This is a genomic window from Cetobacterium sp. 2A, assembly GCF_014250685.1.
In the GTDB taxonomy this organism is placed as follows: Bacteria; Fusobacteriota; Fusobacteriia; order Fusobacteriales; family Fusobacteriaceae; genus Cetobacterium.
Genome location: NZ_JACFAJ010000006.1, coordinates 447,915 through 468,163, shown reverse-complemented (window position 1 = coordinate 468,163; position 20,249 = coordinate 447,915). Strand labels below are relative to the sequence as shown.

The 20,249-nt window shown below is 29.6% G+C and carries 24 protein-coding genes and 1 other RNA gene; 16 read left to right on the top strand and 9 right to left on the bottom strand.

Going from position 1 to position 20,249, the window contains the following annotated elements:
* Positions 1-10 precede the first annotated feature (10 nt).
* The 6 genes from yajC to smpB all read left to right on the top strand — a co-directional run bounded on the left by yajC (position 11) and on the right by smpB (position 5,183).
* Positions 11-280: a preprotein translocase subunit YajC gene (gene yajC / locus H3N56_RS06135; protein ID WP_185880366.1), complete on the top strand. Its 270-nt coding sequence runs from the start codon at positions 11-13 to the stop codon at positions 278-280.
* A 70-nt stretch (positions 281-350) separates the two neighbouring features.
* Entirely contained in the window at positions 351-1,382 is a 1,032-nt protein-coding gene (locus tag H3N56_RS06130; RefSeq protein ID WP_185880365.1) for an N-acetylmuramoyl-L-alanine amidase, read from the top strand.
* 18 nt (positions 1,383-1,400) lie between these two features.
* Positions 1,401-1,943 (top strand): GerMN domain-containing protein, encoded by a 543-nt coding sequence (locus H3N56_RS06125; protein WP_185880364.1) that lies wholly within the window; start codon positions 1,401-1,403, stop codon positions 1,941-1,943.
* Positions 1,944-2,017: 74 nt separating this feature from the next.
* Complete coding sequence (gene yqeK / locus H3N56_RS06120; RefSeq protein WP_185880363.1) at positions 2,018-2,602, top strand: bis(5'-nucleosyl)-tetraphosphatase (symmetrical) YqeK; 585 nt, start codon at positions 2,018-2,020, stop codon at positions 2,600-2,602.
* Positions 2,599-4,725, top strand: a complete 2,127-nt coding sequence (rnr, locus tag H3N56_RS06115; protein ID WP_185880362.1) for a ribonuclease R — start codon at positions 2,599-2,601, stop codon at positions 4,723-4,725. The genes yqeK and rnr overlap by 4 nt, the downstream gene beginning before the upstream one ends.
* Entirely contained in the window at positions 4,722-5,183 is a 462-nt protein-coding gene (gene smpB / locus H3N56_RS06110) for an SsrA-binding protein SmpB (RefSeq protein WP_332648073.1), read from the top strand. Before rnr ends, smpB begins: the two co-directional genes overlap by 4 nt.
* 39 nt (positions 5,184-5,222) lie before the next feature.
* Here smpB and H3N56_RS06105 read toward each other — a convergent pair whose 3' ends face one another.
* Positions 5,223-5,438, bottom strand: a complete 216-nt coding sequence (locus tag H3N56_RS06105; RefSeq protein WP_185880360.1) for a hypothetical protein — start codon at positions 5,436-5,438, stop codon at positions 5,223-5,225.
* Between the two features lie 145 nt (positions 5,439-5,583).
* Between H3N56_RS06105 and ssrA the strand changes: the two genes are divergently transcribed.
* Positions 5,584-5,930, top strand: a transfer-messenger RNA (tmRNA) gene (gene ssrA, locus H3N56_RS06100).
* Between the two features lie 96 nt (positions 5,931-6,026).
* Positions 6,027-7,076: an acyltransferase gene (locus H3N56_RS06095; protein ID WP_185880359.1), complete on the top strand. Its 1,050-nt coding sequence runs from the start codon at positions 6,027-6,029 to the stop codon at positions 7,074-7,076.
* On the opposite strand, the gene H3N56_RS06090 is transcribed toward H3N56_RS06095, so the two are convergent.
* Positions 7,054-8,379, bottom strand: a complete 1,326-nt coding sequence (locus tag H3N56_RS06090) for an FAD-dependent oxidoreductase (RefSeq protein WP_185880358.1) — start codon at positions 8,377-8,379, stop codon at positions 7,054-7,056. The genes H3N56_RS06095 and H3N56_RS06090 overlap by 23 nt on opposite strands.
* A 154-nt stretch (positions 8,380-8,533) precedes the next feature.
* Between H3N56_RS06090 and H3N56_RS06085 the strand changes: the two genes are divergently transcribed.
* From H3N56_RS06085 to H3N56_RS06070, 4 genes are read left to right on the top strand one after another with little or no spacing between them, the layout of a single operon-like run.
* On the top strand, positions 8,534-8,842 hold the full coding sequence (locus H3N56_RS06085) for a helix-turn-helix domain-containing protein (protein ID WP_185881088.1): 309 nt from the start codon (positions 8,534-8,536) through the stop codon (positions 8,840-8,842).
* Positions 8,843-8,861: 19 nt separating this feature from the next.
* Positions 8,862-9,233 (top strand): VOC family protein, encoded by a 372-nt coding sequence (locus H3N56_RS06080; protein WP_185880357.1) that lies wholly within the window; start codon positions 8,862-8,864, stop codon positions 9,231-9,233.
* Entirely contained in the window at positions 9,233-9,886 is a 654-nt protein-coding gene (locus H3N56_RS06075; protein ID WP_185880356.1) for an MBL fold metallo-hydrolase, read from the top strand. The genes H3N56_RS06080 and H3N56_RS06075 overlap by 1 nt, the downstream gene beginning before the upstream one ends.
* Before the next feature lie 24 nt (positions 9,887-9,910).
* Positions 9,911-11,248 carry an MATE family efflux transporter gene (locus tag H3N56_RS06070; protein ID WP_185880355.1) on the top strand — a complete coding sequence of 446 codons (1,338 nt, stop codon included), beginning with the start codon at positions 9,911-9,913 and terminating at the stop codon, positions 11,246-11,248.
* 1 nt (position 11,249) lies between these two features.
* On the opposite strand, the gene H3N56_RS06065 is transcribed toward H3N56_RS06070, so the two are convergent.
* Both H3N56_RS06065 and H3N56_RS06060 read right to left on the bottom strand, forming a co-directional pair.
* Positions 11,250-12,149 carry a radical SAM/SPASM domain-containing protein gene (locus H3N56_RS06065; RefSeq protein ID WP_185880354.1) on the bottom strand — a complete coding sequence of 300 codons (900 nt, stop codon included), beginning with the start codon at positions 12,147-12,149 and terminating at the stop codon, positions 11,250-11,252.
* Positions 12,146-13,834 (bottom strand): FAD-binding protein, encoded by a 1,689-nt coding sequence (locus tag H3N56_RS06060; protein WP_185880353.1) that lies wholly within the window; start codon positions 13,832-13,834, stop codon positions 12,146-12,148. The genes H3N56_RS06065 and H3N56_RS06060 overlap by 4 nt, the downstream gene beginning before the upstream one ends.
* 171 nt (positions 13,835-14,005) lie before the next feature.
* Here H3N56_RS06060 and H3N56_RS06055 point away from each other — a divergent pair, with 171 nt between their 5' ends.
* Positions 14,006-14,368: an arsenate reductase family protein gene (locus H3N56_RS06055; RefSeq protein ID WP_185880352.1), complete on the top strand. Its 363-nt coding sequence runs from the start codon at positions 14,006-14,008 to the stop codon at positions 14,366-14,368.
* Positions 14,369-14,427: 59 nt separating this feature from the next.
* Here the strand turns inward: H3N56_RS06055 and H3N56_RS06050 are convergent, their stop codons facing one another.
* Together H3N56_RS06050 and H3N56_RS06045 are read right to left on the bottom strand one after the other, a co-directional pair.
* On the bottom strand, positions 14,428-14,673 hold the full coding sequence (locus tag H3N56_RS06050; RefSeq protein ID WP_185880351.1) for a hypothetical protein: 246 nt from the start codon (positions 14,671-14,673) through the stop codon (positions 14,428-14,430).
* 63 nt (positions 14,674-14,736) lie between these two features.
* A complete protein-coding gene (locus tag H3N56_RS06045) occupies positions 14,737-15,009 on the bottom strand; it encodes a hypothetical protein (RefSeq protein ID WP_185880350.1) in 273 nt (90 codons plus the stop codon).
* A gap of 160 nt (positions 15,010-15,169) precedes the next feature.
* On the opposite strand from H3N56_RS06045, the gene H3N56_RS06040 reads away from it, so the two are divergent.
* Positions 15,170-15,388, top strand: a complete 219-nt coding sequence (locus H3N56_RS06040; RefSeq protein ID WP_185880349.1) for a hypothetical protein — start codon at positions 15,170-15,172, stop codon at positions 15,386-15,388.
* 30 nt (positions 15,389-15,418) lie between these two features.
* Here the strand turns inward: H3N56_RS06040 and H3N56_RS06035 are convergent, their stop codons facing one another.
* Together H3N56_RS06035 and H3N56_RS06030 are read right to left on the bottom strand one after the other, a co-directional pair.
* Positions 15,419-16,531, bottom strand: a complete 1,113-nt coding sequence (locus tag H3N56_RS06035; RefSeq protein ID WP_185880348.1) for an alanine racemase — start codon at positions 16,529-16,531, stop codon at positions 15,419-15,421.
* Between the two features lie 89 nt (positions 16,532-16,620).
* On the bottom strand, positions 16,621-17,193 hold the full coding sequence (locus H3N56_RS06030; RefSeq protein WP_221893441.1) for a helix-turn-helix domain-containing protein: 573 nt from the start codon (positions 17,191-17,193) through the stop codon (positions 16,621-16,623).
* 112 nt (positions 17,194-17,305) lie between these two features.
* Between H3N56_RS06030 and H3N56_RS06025 the strand changes: the two genes are divergently transcribed.
* Complete coding sequence (locus H3N56_RS06025) at positions 17,306-17,989, top strand: pseudouridine synthase (RefSeq protein WP_185880347.1); 684 nt, start codon at positions 17,306-17,308, stop codon at positions 17,987-17,989.
* 22 nt (positions 17,990-18,011) lie between these two features.
* Complete coding sequence (locus H3N56_RS06020; RefSeq protein WP_185880346.1) at positions 18,012-18,836, top strand: putative RNA methyltransferase; 825 nt, start codon at positions 18,012-18,014, stop codon at positions 18,834-18,836.
* 146 nt (positions 18,837-18,982) lie between these two features.
* On the opposite strand, the gene H3N56_RS06015 is transcribed toward H3N56_RS06020, so the two are convergent.
* A complete protein-coding gene (locus H3N56_RS06015; protein ID WP_185880345.1) occupies positions 18,983-20,176 on the bottom strand; it encodes an NAD(P)-dependent oxidoreductase in 1,194 nt (397 codons plus the stop codon).
* Between the last annotated feature and the right edge of the window lie 73 nt (positions 20,177-20,249).

The window sequence follows — 20,249 nt, the reverse complement described above, 5'->3', positions numbered from 1 at the left end:
GGGTTAAGATATGAACGAATTATTTGCAAAATATGGTGGAATGGTTTTAACATTTGCAATATGGGCAGCAGTATTTTATTTCTTACTAATATTACCAAATAAAAAGAAACAAAAGAAACACCAAGAAATGTTAAGCTCAATGAAGGTAGGTTCTGATGTATTAACAAGTGGTGGGATTAAAGGAACAATTTCTTCTATCGGTCCTGAGTATATTGAAGTTAGAGTTGATAAGGGAGTTAACCTTACAGTTACAAAAAATTCAATAGTAAAAGTATTCTAATATTAAAATAAATAAATGTAAAATGGAAAACGACAATTGCATTGTCGTTTTTTATTTAAATGGAGATAAAATGAGAAAGATAATTAAATTGGTACTATTTTTTTTATTTACAGTAGGAACTTTTTGTAATAGTGTAGGAATTAAAAATGTTAAACTTGGTAGAAATTCTTCAGAACTTATAATTGAACTTAGTGCTAAAGCATCTCCAAAATACTCTTCAAGTTATGATGAGTACAATAGACTTCTATTTATAGAAGTAGAGAAAGGAAAGATGTTAACAAAGTTTGACGGGAAAAAATTTACAGGAAAATATATTGAAAAAATCGATATGATGGATTATGGTGGAACAGTTGGAGTTTTTATAAAATTAAAAAAAGATGTAGGATATAAGATAAAGACATTGAAAAACCCCCATAGAATTGTTGTAGCACTTGATAATGGAGCAGCAAAAAAACAGTTTACTGTGGTTATAGACCCAGGCCATGGTGGAAAAGATCCGGGAGCAATCGGATTTAATAGGTATAAAGAAAAAGATATAGTTCTTGATGTTGGAAGATACTTACAAAATGAACTAGGGAAAGATTTTAAAGTTGTCATGACAAGATCAGATGATAGATTTGTAACTCTTTCAGATAGAAGTAAAGTTGCAAATAGAGTTAAAGCAGATCTGTTTATTAGTTTACATATAAATTCATCTGAAACAAGTTCATCAAATGGAATGGAAATATTTTATTTTTCTAAGAAATCTTCACCGTATGCAAGTAGAGTCGCATCATACGAGAATAGTTTCGGAGAGAAATATGGAGAAAAAACAGGAAGCATAGCTCAAATAATGGGAGAACTTTCTTACAATAAAAATATGGAAAAATCCATTGGATTAGCAAAACCATTAAATGATGCAATGGCAATTAGAATGAGAATGAAAAATAGAGGAATCCACGGAGCTAACTTTGCAGTACTTAGAGGATTTAATGGCCCAGGAATTTTAGTGGAACTTGGATTTATAAATAATAAAAATGATGTTGCGAAATTAAAATCTCCTGTGAATCAGAAGATTATGGCGCAAGAAATAGCTAAAAAAATCAAAGGTTATTTCTATTAGTAAGGAGTGAGTGAATTGATGTCAAAAAAATTAATATTTTTTACAAGTTTATCATGTTTATTGGCAGCCTTTTTAGGATTTACTTGGTATGGAGTTGAAAAGGGAGCTGACGGAATAAAAGAACTAGCACCACTTAGTGGAAAAGAAAATATGTCATCATCAAATAAAGAGGGCATCATATACATATATACTCCTATGGGTGGAAAGCTTCAAAAGGAAGAAATAACAGTTAAGACTACTATGAGTAAGGATGAGATCTTACAAACAGCTATTCAAAATGTTATCAATAATCTTCAAAGTAAGAAAATATTGAAAACGAGTGAGGTATATAAATTTAAAGTATATTTAGAAGATAGAGATGTATATTTAGATTTAAGTTCTAATATTTTATCTCATGTTGGAGATGCCAAAGAGGAACTATTAGTTATCTATTCTTTCGTAAATACAATTTGTAATTTAGGTGGAGTGGATAGAGTAAAATTCCTAATTGATGGTAAATCAGTAGAGAGAGTTAAATATATTAATCTTACAAAGTTTTATGAAAAGAATATGGAAATGTAAAAGAGTTTCTAGTTCCAAAAGGAACTCTTTTTTTTTACAATATAATATATTGAATGGGAAGAGGAGGATGGAATATGGACATAGATTACATTAGAGAAAAATTGAAAGAAAAAGTTTCAAAGAAACGGTATAGACATATATTAGGTGTTGAAGAGACTGCTTTGGAATTAGCTGAAGAATACGGAATATCAAAAGATAAAGTTAGAATGGCAGCTCTTCTACATGACTATGCTAAAGAGATGGATTTAGAAGATATGAAAACTATTTGTATGGAGTTTTTTCCTATAGAATCAGATGGATATTTAGAGCAAAAAGAGATTTTACATGGGTATGTAGGAGCTTTTTTAGCAGAAAAAGAGTTTGGAATAATTGATGAAGATGTTCTAAATGCTATAAAATATCATACGACTGGTAGAAGGGGAATGGGCATTTTAGAAAAGGTGATATATATATCTGATTCTACAGAACCAGGAAGAGATTATCCAGGAGTTGAGAGAATAAGAGACCTAGCTAAAAAAAATTTAGAAGAATCAATGACGTATGAAGCTAATAAAAAAATAAAGTATCTTATGGAGATAGATGCTATAATACATTTAAATACAATAGATATGAGGAACTGGCTTTTAGAAAACGATATCAGAAAGGAAAAGAAATTATGAAATTAGATAAAGATTTAAAAAAATTAAAAGAAGCATTAGTTGGAAGTAAGTCTCTTGGACAAGAAGAGATTACTAAAATTTTAGGTTGGTCATTAAAATTAAAGAAAGAAAATAGAGAGATTCTTCAAAAGTGGGTTACTGATGGAGAACTGATGACAAATAACAGAGGTAAATATAATACTCCTGAAAACTTTGGATTTATAAAAGGAGAATTCTCTCTTATAAAAGGTAAATTTGCTTTTGTGGATACTCCTACAGAGGGAATATTTATTCCAAGATCAGGTTTTGGAACAGCATTAGATGGTGACGTAGTTCTTATAAAAATCACAAAAGGTGCTGATGGAACTGGAAAGAAAGAGGGAGAAGTAGTTAAAGTTCTAAAAAGAGAAAGAGAAACTATAATTGGAATTTTACAAAAGAGAGATAACTTTGGATTTGTAAAACCTACTCACTCTTTTGGTAGAGATATATATATTCCTAAAAAATATCTTTCTATGGCAGAAGATGGAGAACTAGTTATGGTTCACGTAGATTTCTGGGGAGATGAGACTAGAAAACCAGAAGGTAAAATAGTTGAGACTATAGGATCACCATACGATACTGACAATATGATAAAAGCTCTTATTTTAAGAGAGGGTAAATCAGAAGATTTCCCTGATGAAGTTGTTGCTGAAGCAAGAGCTATACCTACAGTTATTTCTGAAGAAGAGATACAAAAGCGTAAAGATTTAAGAAATCTTCCAATTATAACTATAGATGGTGACGATGCAAAAGATTTAGATGATGCTGTTTATGTAGAGAAGTTAAGCAATGGAAACTTTAGATTGGTTGTTGCTATAGCGGACGTTGGTCATTATATAGCTGAAGGATCAGGGCTTGATAAAGAAGCGGAAAAAAGAGGAAACTCAGTATACTTAGTAGATAGAGTTTTACCAATGTTCCCAAGAGAAATTTCAAATGGAATTTGTTCTTTAAATCCAAGAGAAGATAAGCTTGTATTTGTTTGTGATATGCAAATAGATCCTAAAGGTAAAATTATAGATACTGAGACATATAAAGCTGTAATAAAAACTGCACATAGAATGACTTATACAAATGTAAATAAAATTCTAGCTAGAGAACCTGAATTTGTAGAGCAGTATGCAGATATAAAAGATATGGTAGATGATATGTTTGAACTTTCTAAAATAATAAGAGAGGTAAAATATAACAGAGGAAGTATTGACTTTGATCTTCCAGAGATTAAAGTTGTGCTTGGAGAAGATAAAAAAGTTAAGTATCTTAAAAATAGAGAAAGAGGAGAGGCTGAAAGAATTATAGAAGACTTTATGATTTCAGCAAATGAGGCTGTAGCAGAAAAATTATTCTGGTTAGAAATTCCATCTGTTTACAGAACACATGAAAAGCCAGATCCTGAGAGAATAAAAACTCTAAATGAAACACTTGGGAAGTTTGGATATAGACTTCATTCATTTGAGGATATTCATCCTAAGAAATTCCAAAAGATTATAGAGGATTCTGAGGAGAGAGGTATCAATATGATAGTTCATAAGATGATACTTATGTCTTTAAAACAAGCTAGATATGCTATGGAGAATATTGGTCACTTTGGGCTTTCATCTAACTACTATACTCACTTTACATCTCCAATAAGAAGATATTCAGATCTTTTAGTTCATAGAATTTTAGCTATGACATTAGATGGATATCCAAACAAAAAAGAGATTTCAAAATTAAACAGAGAACTTCCAGAAGTTACAGCTCATATCTCTAAAACAGAGAGAGAAGCTATGAAAATGGAAGATGAAAGTATTAAGATAAAAGTTGTAGAATACATGATGGATAAAATAGGTGAAGTATATAAAGCAACTGTTATAGGATTTAGTAACAAGAAGATATTCTTTGAAACAGAAGAGTATGTTGAATGTTTCTGGGATATAACAACTGCTAGAAACTTCTATGAATTTGATGAGGCACTTTATGCTATGGTAGATAAAGATACTGGAAAAATATATAATCTTGGGGATAAGATTGAAATTATGATAGTTAGAGCTGATTTAAATATGTTAGAAGTAGAAGCTATACCAAATGAATTACATGATGAATACTCAGGAAAAAGATAGAAAGGGGAAAAAGAATGATTTTAGCTAATAACAAGAAAGCTTTTTTTGATTTTTTTGTAGAGGATAGATTTGAAGCTGGAATTGAGCTGATAGGAAGTGAAGTTAAATCTATAAAAGCTGGAAAAACAAGTATAAAAGAGGCTTTCGTTAGAATTATAAACGATGAAATATTTATAATGGGAATGTCGGTTGTACCTTGGACTTTTGGAAGTGTTTATAATCCTGAAGAGAAAAGAGTAAGAAAACTTCTTTTACATAAAAAGGAGATTGCAAAACTACATGAAAAGGTTACTCAAAAAGGATATACAATAGTTCCGTTAAATGTACATCTTTCTAAAGGATATGTTAAAGTTGAGATAGCTCTTGCTAGAGGTAAGAAAACTTATGACAAACGTGATAGTATAGCAAAGAAAGACCAACAAAGAAGTATAGATAGAGCATTAAAAGATAGAGATTAAAATGAAGAAGAGGACTGCTAGCAGTCCTCTTCTTTGCTATTATTCTATTTTTAAAATTTCATAAGTTGAGTTCGCTCTTTTGAAAAGTTCTCTTATCTTTGCATCACTAAACACTTCACTAGTTTTTAAAACAACAGTTCTAGCATCATAATCGACAGTTATTGAATCAACCTCTTTGATATCTGTAAAAACAGATTTTATATTGTCTGCATTCTCTCTACTCACAAAATTCTTAATCCAAATTGTTTTCTTCACTAGTATACCTCCCGATAAAAATGTTTGAATTATTATACTGTAAAAAAATAAATTTCATCTATTTTTAGTAATTATTATATAAGATAAAATTATAGTTGAGTTTGTATCTTTGAGTATGGTATAATGAGTATATAATAGAATAAATGGGTGTGCAAAGGTTTCGACGGGGTTGTTATGCTATAGATAGCAGGTCAGGCTGACCGCTGTGAGAGGTCAACTCATCGTTTAGATGAAAACAACAATTACGCTTTAGCAGCATAGTTCTGCTTGCCTCTAGTCTTTCTTTTCTGTAGGAGAGGCTGATAGAGGTATAACCTAAATACAGATTACCTACATTGACTCCTTTAAGGTAGTAGGGACATTCTAAAGGATAGCTGTTGTCAGCCCTGTTTGCGGGAGTGACCATAGCGAAATCAAATAGCAAACTAAACTTGTAGAAGTTTATGGTAGTAGCAGTTTCGGACATGGGTTCGATTCCCATCACATCCACCAAAATTAAAAATAACCAAAATTGATAAAACCTCACTTTCATAGAGTGAGGTTTTTTATATACAAAAATTTAATATTTAATTAAGTTCAGGGGGGAAAATGTACTTAAAATTTTTAAACTATTTTAGAGGGTTTGCAATATTTCTAATAGTCGTTGGTCATTCATTTGAGGTGAGTGGATTCTTTGATAGTAAAATTGGGATATTAAACCCATTTTATAAGAAACTAATCTATGCAATGGTGACAGGGGGGACGTCACTTTTTATTTTTATCTCGGGATTTTTATTTCACCATGTATTTTACACAAGAGGTTTCAATTTCAAAAAGTTTATGGAAAATAAATATAAAAATGTATTTTTGCCATATTCAGTAATTATTTTACCAGCAATAATTATAGAATTTTATAAGACAATATCTTTAAATAACTTTTCAGTAAAATTTGAAGATATTTTAAGAAGTATACTTTTATATTTTTCTGGAACCGCACTTTCATCGACATGGTATATACCGTTTTCTTTACTATTATTTCTAGCTTCACCTATTTTTATTAAATATATTGAACTGGAACAATATAAAAAGAGAATAATCTTTTTAGGGCTTGTGGTAAGTATTATTATACATAGACCAATTCATGATTTAACAATAAATGTTTTTCAATCTTTAATATACTTTTCACCAATCTATTGCTTAGGAATATATTTTTCTCAAAACAAAGAGACTTTAATTCCTAAACTTAATAAAAATATTAATTGGATTGGGATTATATGGTTAGCACTAGCAATTTATCAAGCTAAATTTGATAAATATACAAATTCACATAAACAGATGTTTAATATAAAAGGGATAGATATCATGATAATTCAGAAGTTATTTCTATGTCTATTTCTACTTGGTATATTTTATAAAATCCAAGAAAATGGAAATGTAAAATTTGATAAAACTTTTGATATTTTAGCAAAATATAGTTTTCCAATATTTTTTATCCATAATTATTTTATAGAATATATCTTCCCATTTTTCTTGAAAATATTAAATATTAATTTAAAATTAGATATTTTTGGTCTATTTGTATTAGGAGCTATAGTTTGTATGTCATCAATTCTTGTATCATTTACTTCATCCAATTTTATAAAGAGAATAAATCGTTAAAAGATTCAATCATTGTAGGATGAGTATAGATAAAATCTCTTAAATAGTGATAAGATTTTTTCTCATTGATAGCTGAAGTTATAAAGTTTATAATTTCGCTAGATTCAGCACAAAGAAGTGTAGCTCCAAGTATAAGGTCAGTCTTTGAATCAATAATAACTTTTAATATGCCTCTCTCCTCCTCAAGAATTATAGCTCTTGGAATTGTAGAGGCTTTTATAATTTTTGTTTTGACTTCATATCCATTTTCTAATGCTTCTTTTTCTGTCATACCAACTTTTGACATTGTAGGGGAGATAAATACGGAGTAGGCTACTGCTCCTCTGTTGTCTCTAGATCTATTCCCCTCTTCCTCTAACTGACTTTTTACTATTCTAAAATCATCAAGTGAAAGATAAGTGAATTGTAAACCACCAGTTACATCTCCTAGTGCATAGATATTATCTATATTAGTTTTTAGATATTTATCAACAATGACTCCTTTTTCATCAAAATCTATTCCAGCATTTTCTAAATTTAAGCTTTTAAGATTTGGCTTTCTCCCAGTAGCTAATAAAACTGCATCGGATTTTAAAATCTCTATTTCTCCCTCTTTATTTAGACAGTGGATATGAACCTCATCTTTATTTTGATCAAACTTTATAACTTTTATTTCAGATCTTATCTTTATATTTCTTTCTTGAAATATATTTTTTACTTCTTCTCGAACTTCAGGTTCATCTCTTAAGATGATGTCTTCTTTAGATTCTAATAGAGTGACTTTAGCTCCAAAATTATTATATATTGACGCAAACTCCATTCCTATATATCCAGCACCTACAATAACTAGTCTTTTAGGTAGAACTTTTAAGTTCATAAGAGTTGTGCTAGTGTAAATATTTTTAACTTTATTTATACCAGGAATATCTGGAATTATAGATTCTGATCCTGTATTTATAAATATCTTATCCCCATAAATTGTCTCTTCTTTCTCAGAGTAAGTTATTTTTATCTCATGATTAGAAACAAATGATCCAACTCCATTATAAATTGTTACATTTGGATTATTATTTAACTTATCAAAGTTTTTCTGTCTAAGATTGGAAATAATATTATTCTTCTTTTCAATAACTTCACTATAATCATGATTTTTATTTTCTACTAAAATTTTAGATGGTATACACCCTATATTTATACATGTACCACCGTACATAGTGTTAGATTTTTCAATCAGAGCAACATTTAATCCTTTATCTCCTAAGTAAGACGCAAGAGTCTTTCCACCTTTTCCAAAGCCTATAATAACAGCATCATATTTTTTCATAATTACCTCCCGAAAAATATTCTTTGTATACAAGGTAACATTATTTAATTTGATTATCAATTAGGCACTTTTTAGTTACTAGTAGATTGTAATTTTTTTAAAATTAATATATACTCAACATATAAGAAAAGGAGGAGGGACTAATTTGGAAGAAATGAATGATGAGATAGTAAGTTGTCCAGTTGAATTAGTTGCCACTATTCTTGGGAAAAAATGGATCCCGACTTTAATTTTTATTTTAGAAGAGGGGCCAATGAGGCTTGGAGAGATTCAAAGAAAAATTGATGGATGCAGTAAAAAAATTTTAATCCAACAATTAAATATGTTAATGGATAGTAAGATTGTAGAAAATAGAAAAGTTGTAAAAAATAATTCAATAGAATCATACTACTCATTGACAAGCTATGGTATTAAGTTAATACCTATATTGAATCAAATAAAGCTTATGGGATGTAGAAAATAATTTATAAGGGGGAAATATAATGAAATTTTTGTTCAATCATTTTAATTTTAATGTTTTAAATCTAGAGAAGAGTATAGCTTTCTATAAAGAGGCTCTGGGCCTTGAAGAGGTAAGAAGAAAAGAAGCGAAGGATGGAAGTTTTGTTCTAGTTTATTTAAGTGATGAGAATAAAAACTTTTCTCTTGAACTTACTTGGTTAAGAGATAGAGAAGAAGCTTATGATTTAGGAGATGAAGAGTTCCACTTAGCTTTTGTAACAGATGAATATGAAAAAGCTCATGAGAAACATAAAGCTATGGATTGCATCTGTTATGAGAACACAGATATGGGAATATATTTTATAAATGATCCTGATGGTTACTGGATTGAAATTGTTCCAGAGAAAAGATAATGGAAGAGATAAAAACAACATATATTTATCATAGTGGTTTTCTTGTAGAAATTCTTGATTATATTTTAATTTTCGATTACTATAAGCCACCTAAGGATAGAGCAAAATTTTTAGATGAGATTTTTTCTTTAAAGCAGAATAGAGAGAAAAAGATTATATTTTTTTCATCTCATAGTCATTACGATCATTTTAATCCAGAGATTTTAGAATGGAGTAAAAAAAATAAAAATATATCATATATTTTAAGTTCGGATATTTATGAAGAAAATAAAATAGAGATTAAAGATATTTATTTTTCTATGAAAGAAAATGAAGAGTTAGATTTTAATAAAGATATTAAAGTTTATTCTTTCGGTTCTACTGATTTAGGAGTCTCATTTCTTGTAAAAGTAAAAAATCATGTATTATTTCATGCAGGGGATTTAAATTGGTGGAATTGGGGAGAAGAGGATACAGAAGAAGAAAGCAAAGATATGGAAAATAAATTTAAAAGTATAGTTTCAGATATAAAAAAAGTTTCTGAAAATCTTGGGGGCATTGAAGTTGCATTTTTTCCAGTCGATCCAAGACTTGGAAAATATCAACATGATGGTGCTAATTACTTCTCTCAAATAATTCATCCTAAAGTTCTTATTCCCATGCATTATGAATAATGAATAAAAAAACGGGGGATTAAAATGAGAGATGATGCTTTAAAGTTGGAGTTTGAAAATAGTAGAGTTCTATCTACGATACTTAAATTTAGTATACCATCATCTATTGGATCTATAATTGGAATGCTTTGCGTTTTGACAGATAGATATTTTATAGGGCAAGTAGCTGGTAGAGAGGGAATGAGTGCAATAGCGATAGTATTTCCCTATGCTATGATAATGAACAGTATAACATTTCTTTTCTCAGGAATTGCAATAATAATTGGAGTTAAATTGGGAGAAGATGACAAAGATGGAGCCGAGAAAATATTAGGGACAAGTTTTCTTTGGATAATATTAATAGGTGGAGCTCTGTCAGTTTTTCTTTGGCTTTTTAATAATAAAATACTATTACTACTTGGTGCAACACCAGAAAATATAGTTTATGCTAAGCAGTATACTTACTATATAATTCCAATTGCAGTATTTCAGATATTTCTTGGTCAAAGTACACTGATGAGAGGAATAGGGTATCCTGTCAGTGCTATGGGTGTTAATATCTTTACTGCAGTTGTAAATATAGTTTTAGATTATATCTTCATAATGAAATTTTCTATGGGAATTTTAGGTGCATCTTTAGCTACGTTTATAGCAACTGCTATGAGTGCCATCTATATAGTTGTATATTTCTTTTATTGTCCTGTTATAAAGCTGAGATTTAAGCATATGAGGTTTGATGTAGAAATCTTGAAATCAGTTTTTAAAATTGGGAGTCCAAGATTTTATAATCAGCTTTTACAATCAGCTCTGGTTGTTGTTACAAATAAAAGAGCAGGGATATATGGTGGAGATTTAGCTACTGCTGCCATTGGGATTATCTCAATTATAAGAAATGTTATAAATACAAGTTTACAAGGGTTTAATCAAGGAACTGCTGCGATTATATCTTATAATTATGGAGCTAAAAATTATAAACGTGTAAAAGAAGTTGTTAAAATACAGCTGTGGACAGTCATTGTAATCTCGAGTTTACTAGTATTTTTAATGTTTAAGAACAGTACTGAATTTAGTAAATTCTTTGTAAAAAATGATATTGTTTTAATTGATTTCACATCAAATGCTATGAAAATAAATTTATGTATGATGACTTTTACAGCTATATTTTTAAGTTGTAACAATTTTTTCCAAGCAATAAAAAGCAGTAAGATAGCAACTAATTTTTTTGTCTTTAGAATTCTTGTCTTAAATATACCACTGGTATATATCTTGTCATATTTCTTTGGTGAGATGGGAGTATGGTTAGCTTTCCCAGTTTCTGATACAACAGTTGCAATAGCTATAATGTGTTTAACATATAAGAAGTTGAAAAAAAGAACCTATTGAATTAACATTCAGTAGGTTCTTTTGTTTTATCAAACTTTTCTTTAAATTGACATTTTTTACAAAGCTCTTCAACGGCTTTATGGTTTGTAAAACCGTTATAGATAGCTTGAGTTCTTTCACTATTTAAAATATCCTTAAAACTTGTTTTAAAAATATTTCCTAGATTTACAACCCCTTCACCATCAAGACAACAAGGAACAATAGTTCCATCAACTAGAATGGCTATTTGGTTTCTAAGAGCGTAGCAAAATCCCTCCTCTTCATAATGAGAATCACTAAGTTCAGGCCATTTAAATTCTAAGTCAGAGTTTATATAGAGTTTATCTTTTAGCTTTAATCCTTTTCCAGGAACAAGCATTTCAGCAATCTTATAATCCAATTTAAATTTACTTTCAATTTTATCTAGAATATATCTATTTCCCTTTTGTTGTATAGAATCATGATCATTGGCATTGAAGTTCCAAAGTCTTAAAGATATATAAGTCTTATTTTGCTCTAAAGATGTTTCTACAAAAGTTAGTACATTATCTAAATAGTTATTGTTATCAATTGAATCTAAATTTCCATCAAAACTGTGAAGTGAGAAATTTATTTGTCTAGGTGCATTTTCTCCACAAAGAAGGGAACTTTGATTTGTAACCAAAGTTCCATTTGTAGTGATGTTGACAAAGAATCCTTCCTCTTTACTAATTCTAAGAATCTCTGAGAGATTAGGATGGAAAAGTGGTTCGCCTTTTACATGGAGATAAATATATTTTGAATAGGGCTTAATCTGTTCAAGAATATATTTGAAATTCTCAAGGGACATATATTGAGATTTTCTTTTTGTAACAGGACAAAAACTACATTTCAGATTGCAAATATTAGAAATTTCTATATAGACTTTTTTAAATTGTTTCATTGCTCTATGAATTTAGCAGCAGTTTCTCCGGCAATACGTCCAAAGATAACAGAAGCACTATAAGCAGCACTACTGTTTGCAACTTCTCCAGCAGCATAAAGTCCCTTTACAATTTCTCCACTATTATATAATACTTCAGTATTTTCGTTTGCAACTACTCCACCTTTAGTCATATGAATAGCTGATTCAACTTGAACAGCATAGTATGGTCCTTCAGTTTTGAATTCTCTTTTAAATGGAACTTCTCTATATGGATCAGCCATTTCTCCACGAATTGCTTTATTAAAGTTCTCCATAGTTTCAGTTAATTTCTCAGCAGGAATATTCATTTTAGTAGCTAACTCAGCAAGTGTATCAGCTTTAGTATGGTATCCTTTTTCAGTATGCTTTTGTAGACGGTAGCTTGAGTTATAAAGGTTTTGATCATATACATAGAAAGCAGCGCTATCAGGTTGATCTAAGATTTTTTGTGCAGTTGCAACTCTTTTATCAAAAGTTATCTTCTCACTAGTGAATCTCTCTCCGTTTTTGTTAACTAACATAAATCCATCTCCACCACCAGTAAGGTCTCTAGTGTGACTGATTATGAATGGGAAAATACTTAATACATCAAGGTTAGCTAATCCTATATCATTTTTCTCAAATACAGGCATGAAATCTCCAGTAGCTCCAATTTGGTTTGAAGTTTGGAATATCTCTGAACCAGGAGCATGTTTTGCAAGTAATTCTTTATTTGCAGAGAATCCTCCAGTTGCTAGGATTACAGCTTTTGCATTTATATCATAGAAGTTATTTTTGTTTTGTACTTTAACACCTTTTGCAATACCATTTTCAATTATAAGGTCTAAACCTTTTGTATTAGGACGAATATCTATTCCTAGAGCCTTAGCTTTAGCTTCTAGCCCATCTTGAACATGTGCACCAGCATAAGCATTACTCTCAGCCATATGCCCTCTATTACCATAATAATGGTTAAGGTTTACACCAAAACTTCTTAGCCAAGAATCAAGTTTAAATGAACCTTCAGCTTGTACTCTTGTACGCTCAGGAGTATCCATTGGACTTGCATTGTCTTGTATAAATTTTTCAACTGAATCTTCTATTCCAGCTTTCTTTTGAGCTTCAGAGTTTATTAAATCGTAGAAGTTCATATCATACTTACCATTACCACTTAAAATATCTAATTTTTCTATTAAGATTACATTTTTTAATCCAGCTTCTTTAGCTGATATAGCAGCAGCAAGACCAGCAGGACCTCCACCGATAATAACTAAATCTGTATTAACAGGTTCTAAGTGAGCAACTGGTTGCTCAGGAGCCTTAGTTTTATTTGTAATTTTACCGAAATCTTTTCCAGCAGTTTTAAGGGCTTCATTAACAGCTCTTTTAACTCCAAAAGATGTGTATGTAGCTCCAGAAACGCTATCAATAATTGGTGATTGTGCTTCAAGAATTCTTTCTCTTAAAATTGGGAAAGCTCTTGAGATGATGTGATCAGTTTCATTATGAGAAACAAGTTCAACATCTTTAATTTTATCTCCTAGTGTAGTTACATTTACTTTGATCTCTCCAGAGAATCCTCCAGCCTTCGCGATAAAAGAACGTTCAGTATCTTTTTTTGAATTACAAGATGTGAAAATAATACTTAAACTTAGCAAAGCTAAAAATAGTGCAGACTTTTTCATTGGTTTTTTCTCCCTTTAGGTTATATTCCATTTTATTTTTAAACATTTAGTTCTAATTATAACTTAAAATAGGAAAAAAGTAAACTTTAAATTTAGGGTAAAATAAAAGCAAATATATGGTAAAATTAATACATAGATACAATTAGAGGCTTAATTTAGGAGGGTTTGAAGATGGAAAGATTATTTTTAAATTACAAGAAGTGTAGTACATGTGCCAATGCAAGAAAATGGTTAGAAAGTAGAAATATCGAATTTAAAGATAGACAGATAGTTGAAGATAGACCAACTGTTGAGGAATTAAAGAGATTTATAAAAATAAGTGGTCAACCAATAAAGAAATTTTTTAATACAAGTGGGATACTATATAGAGAAATGAATCTAAAAGATAAAGTAGCGACAGCTTCTGAAGATGAACTCTTAGAAATCTTAGCAAGTAATGGAATGCTTGTGAAAAGACCACTTTTGATAACTGAAAATAAAGTTTTAATTGGATTTAAAGAAAAAGAGTGGGAAGAAGCAGAAAATAGTATATAAAGGTATCTATAAAAATAAAAAACTCCCTTTATAATAACATATAAAGGGAGCATATCATTTTAGTAATTATCGTTATGAAGTTCAGCAAACTCTTGAACACCGTCTAGTCCAACGTAATATTCAGGTTCAGCATAGTCATCATCTCTTTGGTAAATTAAAGTTGGAAATTTGGTTACATTATATTCTTTCAAAAGTTTATCTCCAGAAGACGCCTCAATATATACAACATTTGCAAAACCTTTTAACATATCTTTAGCTTTATCACATTCTTTACAATCTTTCATATGAAATAATATTATTGCCATTTTCCAAAACCTCCTCAATAAAATATAAATTATTTTTCTTTGAGAAGGATAAATTTCCTCTAATTACTTTTTCATAAACTTTTGGAACGGGTGTGATTCAACAGGACCTAAAATTTTGTATTCCTCGTAGAAAATATCATCATCTTTAACATAGATTGTTACTTCTACTAAATCTCCACTTTTAGTTGGAACTTTTGCAAAATCTTTTATATTTGCAATAACATACTCATCTTCTTGTGAAGTATTTAGAACAACTAGTTCCCCTCTCTCTTTTCTTGCAAGCATAAGATGCTTTTCTAAAAACTCAATAAGTTTATCTCTTGTAACATTTTTCATTTAATCATCTCCTTAATAATATTAATAGTCATCTTTTAATATTATAATCTGTTTTCTGTAAAATATCTAAGTAAAATTTTAAATTGAGAGGATAAATTGAAAAAAATAGTATAAGAAGACAAGAAGGTTTATTTTGGTTGTTATGTAGAGGGAGGTAAAAATGAAAATAATGGCAGAGATTAAAGAAAAGATAAATGAATTAGAAGAAAAGTTAAAGTTTTCAAAAAATCCAGAGGAACAATTGAGACTTCATAAATTTTTAGATGAATTAAAAGAAATAGATGTTAAATATGAAAATGAAGATGATAAAATAAAAGCTGTGGAAGAGATGAAAAGAAGAGATCCAAATTACAATTGGAATGATGTGAAACAAGTTTAGGTTGGAAGTTACTTCCAACCTTTTTACTTATTATCCTATCTTTGGTCTTTGAGAGTTTCCTCTGATATCGATTTCGATTACTCTTTCAACTTCTCCATCTCTATGTCCAATTAAGAAACTTGTCATATTTGCTGCCGAACATGAATGGTTAGGGATAATTTGAACTTTATCTCCAACTTTTAGTGTAGTATTACCTTCGATTTTAACTTTTGCAACCTCTTCAGATAAACCAATCACTGAAAGCTCAGAGTGACCTTTAACCATTCCAAATCCATTTATAAGAGAAGAACCATGAGCTCCTTTATCTAATCCTAAGCATTTACTTCCACAGTCTAAAATGAATAGATCATCATAAGGCTTAGAAACAATAGTTGCCATAACAGTAAGAGAACACTCTTCCTCTTTAACAATTCCTAGAGCAACTTGGATAACATCAAAGAAAACATAGTTTCCAGGTCTAGTTACATTAATAACTGGAGATTTTATAGCTTCAGAGAATGTAGGTGTAGTTCCTGTAGCAACAACTTCACATTTGAATCCTGCATTTTCAAGATTTCTAACAGCATCAGTTGTAGTTTTTATTTCTTCTTCGATAACAGCCGGTAAATGAGTAGCATCAGGTACACCATAAACTTGACCTGTATGAGTACAAATTCCTTTGAATTTAAGATTTTTATATTGTGAAATCTCTTTTGCTAAATCAGCTATTTTATCTGAAGAAACTCCAAATCTATGAAGTCCAGAATCTAAAATTAAAAGATAATTAATTTCGTTATCCCCTAAAGCTGCACTTATTTCTTTAGCGCCTTCTATTCCATCAAGTGAAATATATACTTCAGCAAGCTCTTTTAATTCTAAAACTCTGTTTATATTTTCTTTTCCTAAAACTGGATAAGCAAGCATAACTTTTTTTACATTCGATTTTTCTACAACTAAGAAAGCTTCGTCAATAGTTCCAGCTAAGATACCTTCTGCTCCAGCTTCAATTTGCATTCTTGTAATTTCAGTACTCTTATGAGTTTTTAACATAGGCCAAAGAGAACAGTTATTATCATTAGCCATTTTTTGGAAATCATTGATATTTTTTTCTAATTTATTTAAATCAAGTAAAAATGAAGGTGTTGAAAGATTATTTATATTCATTATTATCTCCTAATTTTATTTAATGTCATTAAAGTTATTTAATTATATTTAAAAAAATAGGAATTTTCAAGCTTTTTTTTAATTATTTTTTAAAAAGATGTAGGAGTTACAGCAAAAATAATCTCCGAATCCTCATTGTAGTTGTTTTCCCATCTATGTTTCATATTTGGTAAAATTCTAATGCTATCTCCAGCAGATAAAGATAATTTATTATCGTGAGTATCTAAATATATATCAATATTTCCTTTCATAACATAAGCCATCTCCTCTCCAGTATGACTTATTAAGTTTATTGAAGATGAGTACCCAGGTTCTATCTTCATTAAAGCAAACTCGATTGTTCCTTTTAAATCTGGAGTTAAAAGTTCATAAGATATATTTTCAGATTCTGGAAGAATAATTTTTTTTCTATTTTCTGGTTTAACTACCAAATTATTTTTCTGATCATTTTCTATAAAAAAGTTAAATAAAGATACATCTAATGTTTTAGAGATAAGTTTTAATGTATTTAAAGATGGATTTGCCATTCCTTTTTCAATTTGACTAAGCATTGATACGCTTAAATCAATTTCAGCAGCTAAGGCCGATAGATTCAGATTTTTAGCCTTTCTATATTCAGTTATTTTTTTTCCTAATTCTAAATCTCCAATATTATTTGCCATTTGTTCCTCCGCTTAATAGTTTGTTTCTCATAATTTTACCATATATTTTAATTTCTTTTCTTTAAAAATAATGGTAAAATATTTAGAATCTATAATTTTGGAGGAAAAGAATTTGAGATTAGAGAAATATTTGGTTGAGTGTGGAGTTGGAAGTAGAAAAGTTATAAAAAAAGAAATATTAGATGGAAAAGTTAAAGTTAACGGTGAAATTATATTAGATGAAAGAATAGATGTATATCCTGAAACTGATATAATAACTTTTGAAGATAAAGAATTAAAGTACAAAGAGATGAAATATTATGTTCTATATAAAATTGCTGGGTATATAACGGCAATGAAGGATGAAAGAAAGAAAACCGTTGTTGATCTTTTGCCTGAATGGATGGATACAAGATCGATTTTTCCAATTGGAAGGTTAGATAGAGACACAGAAGGTGTTTTACTATTTACAAATGATGGGGCATTAAATTATTCTATGACACATCCAGATGAGAAATTTGAAAAGGTTTATTATGTTGAATTAAATAGAGAAATTTCAGAAGAGAGTATAAAAAGACTTGAAGATGGAATTATAATTGATGATAGATACCAATGTTTACCCGCAAAAGTTGAATATTTAAATCCTAAAGCGATTCATTTAACAATAACTGAAGGGAAATATCATCAAGTAAAAAAGATGTTAAAAGCTGTGGGAAATAGAGTTGACTATTTAAAGAGAGTAAAGTTTGGAAATATAGAGCTTGGAGATATGGAACCAGGAGAAATTAGAGAACTGAAACTAGAAGAAATAATATAAAAATATTTTAAAAGGAGTTTAAATGATTATTTGTCCTATTTGTAAAGAAAAGTTAGAAAGAGAAGAAAAAAGTTATAGATGTTCTAAAAATCATTCTTTTGATATTTCAAAGTTTGGTCATAGTAACTTATTACTTTCTAATCAAAAGAACAGTAAAATACCAGGAGACAATAAAGAAATGGTTCTTTCTAGAAAGAATTTTTTAGAAAGAAATTATTATAAAGGAATTTCAAATGCAGTTAATGAGGTTGTTTTAAAATATTCTAAAGACATAGAGAATTTAAATATCTTAGATATAGGATGTGGAGAAGGATACTATACTAATCTTTTAAGAGACTCTCTTATTAGTTCTGGAAAAAATCCTGCAATAGTTGGAATAGATATTTCAAAAGAAGCGGTTATTGCAGCAGCAAGAGCTTATAAAGGTATGGATTGGATAGTGGCATCTGCTAGCAACCTTCCTATAGAGGATGAATCATTAGATTTTATAATTTGTATGTTTGCTAAAATTATTCCAGAAGAAGATATGAGAACTTTAAAAAAGGGTGGAAAAATAATAATAGTATCAACTGGAGAAAATCATCTTTTAGAAATGAAAGAAGTAGTTTATGAAAGTGTTAGAAAGGAATTTTATTCTCCGATAGAAGATTTAAAAGATTTTGCATATTTAGAAACAGTAAACTCTTCATACGGAATTGAGATAAAAGAAAATGAAAGTATAATAAATCTTTTTAATATGACACCGTACAGATGGAGAAGTCCTAAAGATGGCATAGATAGGCTATTTGCACTAGATAATTTACAAATGACTGTAGAAGTAAATATAGATATTTTTGAAAAAAAATAAAAATAAATAAAAATTTAAAACTTTTTTGAGGGTAACTGCGTCATATAAGTATCCCCCAAATAAGTGGAAAAAGTTATAAAATTATCCCCCCACCTGAAAAATCCCTCACTCCCCCCGAGGGATTTTTCTTTTTTTTGTTTTATTAGTTAATTTTTAGAGCAATACTCCATAATCGCTTCAGCAACTTTCTTTGTATTAGCTACAGCTTCTACAACTGTTCTAGCTCCAGTAACTACATCTCCAGCTGAGAAAACCCCTTTTTTAGAAGTATGCCCAAATTCATCTGTTACAATAAGACCCCACTGATTAATATTTATATCATTAGCAGTAGAAACTATATTGTTTTTAGGAGCTTGGCTGACAGCAATAATTATAGAGTCACATTCTATTGTAACTTCTGAGTTATCAGTAGTATTGGTAAATTTCATACCATTATCTAATATTTCAACAGGAGAATGATGTGTGATAAAGTTTACACCATCTTCTAAAGCCTCTCTTATCTCAACCTTCGTTGCAGGCATATCTTTAATATCTCTTCTATAAACTATAGTGACATCGCTTCCGGCTCTTTTAGCAACTCTAGCAGCGTCCATAGCAACATTTCCCCCACCTATAACTATAACCTTTTTACCTAGGTTAAAAGAATTTGGAGATTTTAAATAATTTATTGCGTAGTGGACATGACCAAAAGTTTCTCCTTTTATATTTAAACTCTTAGGATTCCAAACACCAGTTCCTATAAAGATTGCAGAGTAACCATCACTGAAAAGTTTATCAATAGTTGTAGTTGGGCCAATTAAATCATTATATCTAATCTTAACTCCAAGTTTAACTAGTTGCATTTCTAAAAGGTCTAAAAGTTCTCTAGATAATCTAAATTCAGGAATTCCATATCTTAAAACTCCACCAAACTTTTCATTTTTTTCAAATATAGTAACTTTATATCCTTTTCTCGATAGGATAAATGCCAGTGTAATTCCAGAAGGTCCAGATCCAATTATTGCAATTCTTTGTTTATCTGTTCCCTCCTCTTTAGATAAATTTATACTCTCTAAAAATTTTGTAGAGATAAATCTTTCGATTTCTGGGAAATTTACAGATTCTCCTTTAATTCCTTTTATACAATGACCAAAGCACTGTTTTTCATGTGGACAAACTATAGAGCATACAACTGAGAGAGGATTATTTTCAAATAAAGTCTCCCCAGCTAGTTCAAGTTCACCAGCTTTGAAAAGATTGATTATATTTGGTATGTCTGTGGATATTGGACAATGTATTTTGCAAAGAGGTTTTTTACAGTTTAAACATCTATTAGCTTCTTCTAAAAGATTATTATTCAAGGTTTATCAACTCCTATATCGGTATTTCAAAAAAAAAGATCGAGTTATTAACTCGACCTATTGTAACATAATT

Bases quoted from the DNA above. Each gene is read 5' to 3' on its own strand.
- H3N56_RS06020 (WP_185880346.1), top strand. From the start codon at position 18,012: ATGATTATTTGTCCTATTTGTAAAGAAAAGTTAGAAAGAGAAGAAAAA.
- H3N56_RS06080 (WP_185880357.1), top strand. From the start codon at position 8,862: ATGAAATTTTTGTTCAATCATTTTAATTTTAATGTTTTAAATCTAGAG.
- H3N56_RS06130 (WP_185880365.1), top strand. From the start codon at position 351: ATGAGAAAGATAATTAAATTGGTACTATTTTTTTTATTTACAGTAGGA.
- H3N56_RS06095 (WP_185880359.1), top strand. From the start codon at position 6,027: ATGTACTTAAAATTTTTAAACTATTTTAGAGGGTTTGCAATATTTCTA.
- H3N56_RS06045 (WP_185880350.1), bottom strand. From the start codon at position 15,009: ATGAAAAATGTTACAAGAGATAAACTTATTGAGTTTTTAGAAAAGCAT.
- H3N56_RS06070 (WP_185880355.1), top strand. From the start codon at position 9,911: ATGAGAGATGATGCTTTAAAGTTGGAGTTTGAAAATAGTAGAGTTCTA.
- H3N56_RS06060 (WP_185880353.1), bottom strand. From the start codon at position 13,834: ATGAAAAAGTCTGCACTATTTTTAGCTTTGCTAAGTTTAAGTATTATT.
- H3N56_RS06075 (WP_185880356.1), top strand. From the start codon at position 9,233: ATGGAAGAGATAAAAACAACATATATTTATCATAGTGGTTTTCTTGTA.
- H3N56_RS06050 (WP_185880351.1), bottom strand. From the start codon at position 14,673: ATGGCAATAATATTATTTCATATGAAAGATTGTAAAGAATGTGATAAA.
- H3N56_RS06085 (WP_185881088.1), top strand. From the start codon at position 8,534: ATGAATGATGAGATAGTAAGTTGTCCAGTTGAATTAGTTGCCACTATT.
- yajC (WP_185880366.1), top strand. From the start codon at position 11: ATGAACGAATTATTTGCAAAATATGGTGGAATGGTTTTAACATTTGCA.
- H3N56_RS06125 (WP_185880364.1), top strand. From the start codon at position 1,401: ATGTCAAAAAAATTAATATTTTTTACAAGTTTATCATGTTTATTGGCA.
- H3N56_RS06030 (WP_221893441.1), bottom strand. From the start codon at position 17,193: ATGGCAAATAATATTGGAGATTTAGAATTAGGAAAAAAAATAACTGAA.
- H3N56_RS06055 (WP_185880352.1), top strand. From the start codon at position 14,006: ATGGAAAGATTATTTTTAAATTACAAGAAGTGTAGTACATGTGCCAAT.
- H3N56_RS06035 (WP_185880348.1), bottom strand. From the start codon at position 16,531: ATGAATATAAATAATCTTTCAACACCTTCATTTTTACTTGATTTAAAT.
- H3N56_RS06090 (WP_185880358.1), bottom strand. From the start codon at position 8,379: ATGAAAAAATATGATGCTGTTATTATAGGCTTTGGAAAAGGTGGAAAG.
- yqeK (WP_185880363.1), top strand. From the start codon at position 2,018: ATGGACATAGATTACATTAGAGAAAAATTGAAAGAAAAAGTTTCAAAG.
- H3N56_RS06040 (WP_185880349.1), top strand. From the start codon at position 15,170: ATGAAAATAATGGCAGAGATTAAAGAAAAGATAAATGAATTAGAAGAA.
- H3N56_RS06065 (WP_185880354.1), bottom strand. From the start codon at position 12,149: ATGAAACAATTTAAAAAAGTCTATATAGAAATTTCTAATATTTGCAAT.
- rnr (WP_185880362.1), top strand. From the start codon at position 2,599: ATGAAATTAGATAAAGATTTAAAAAAATTAAAAGAAGCATTAGTTGGA.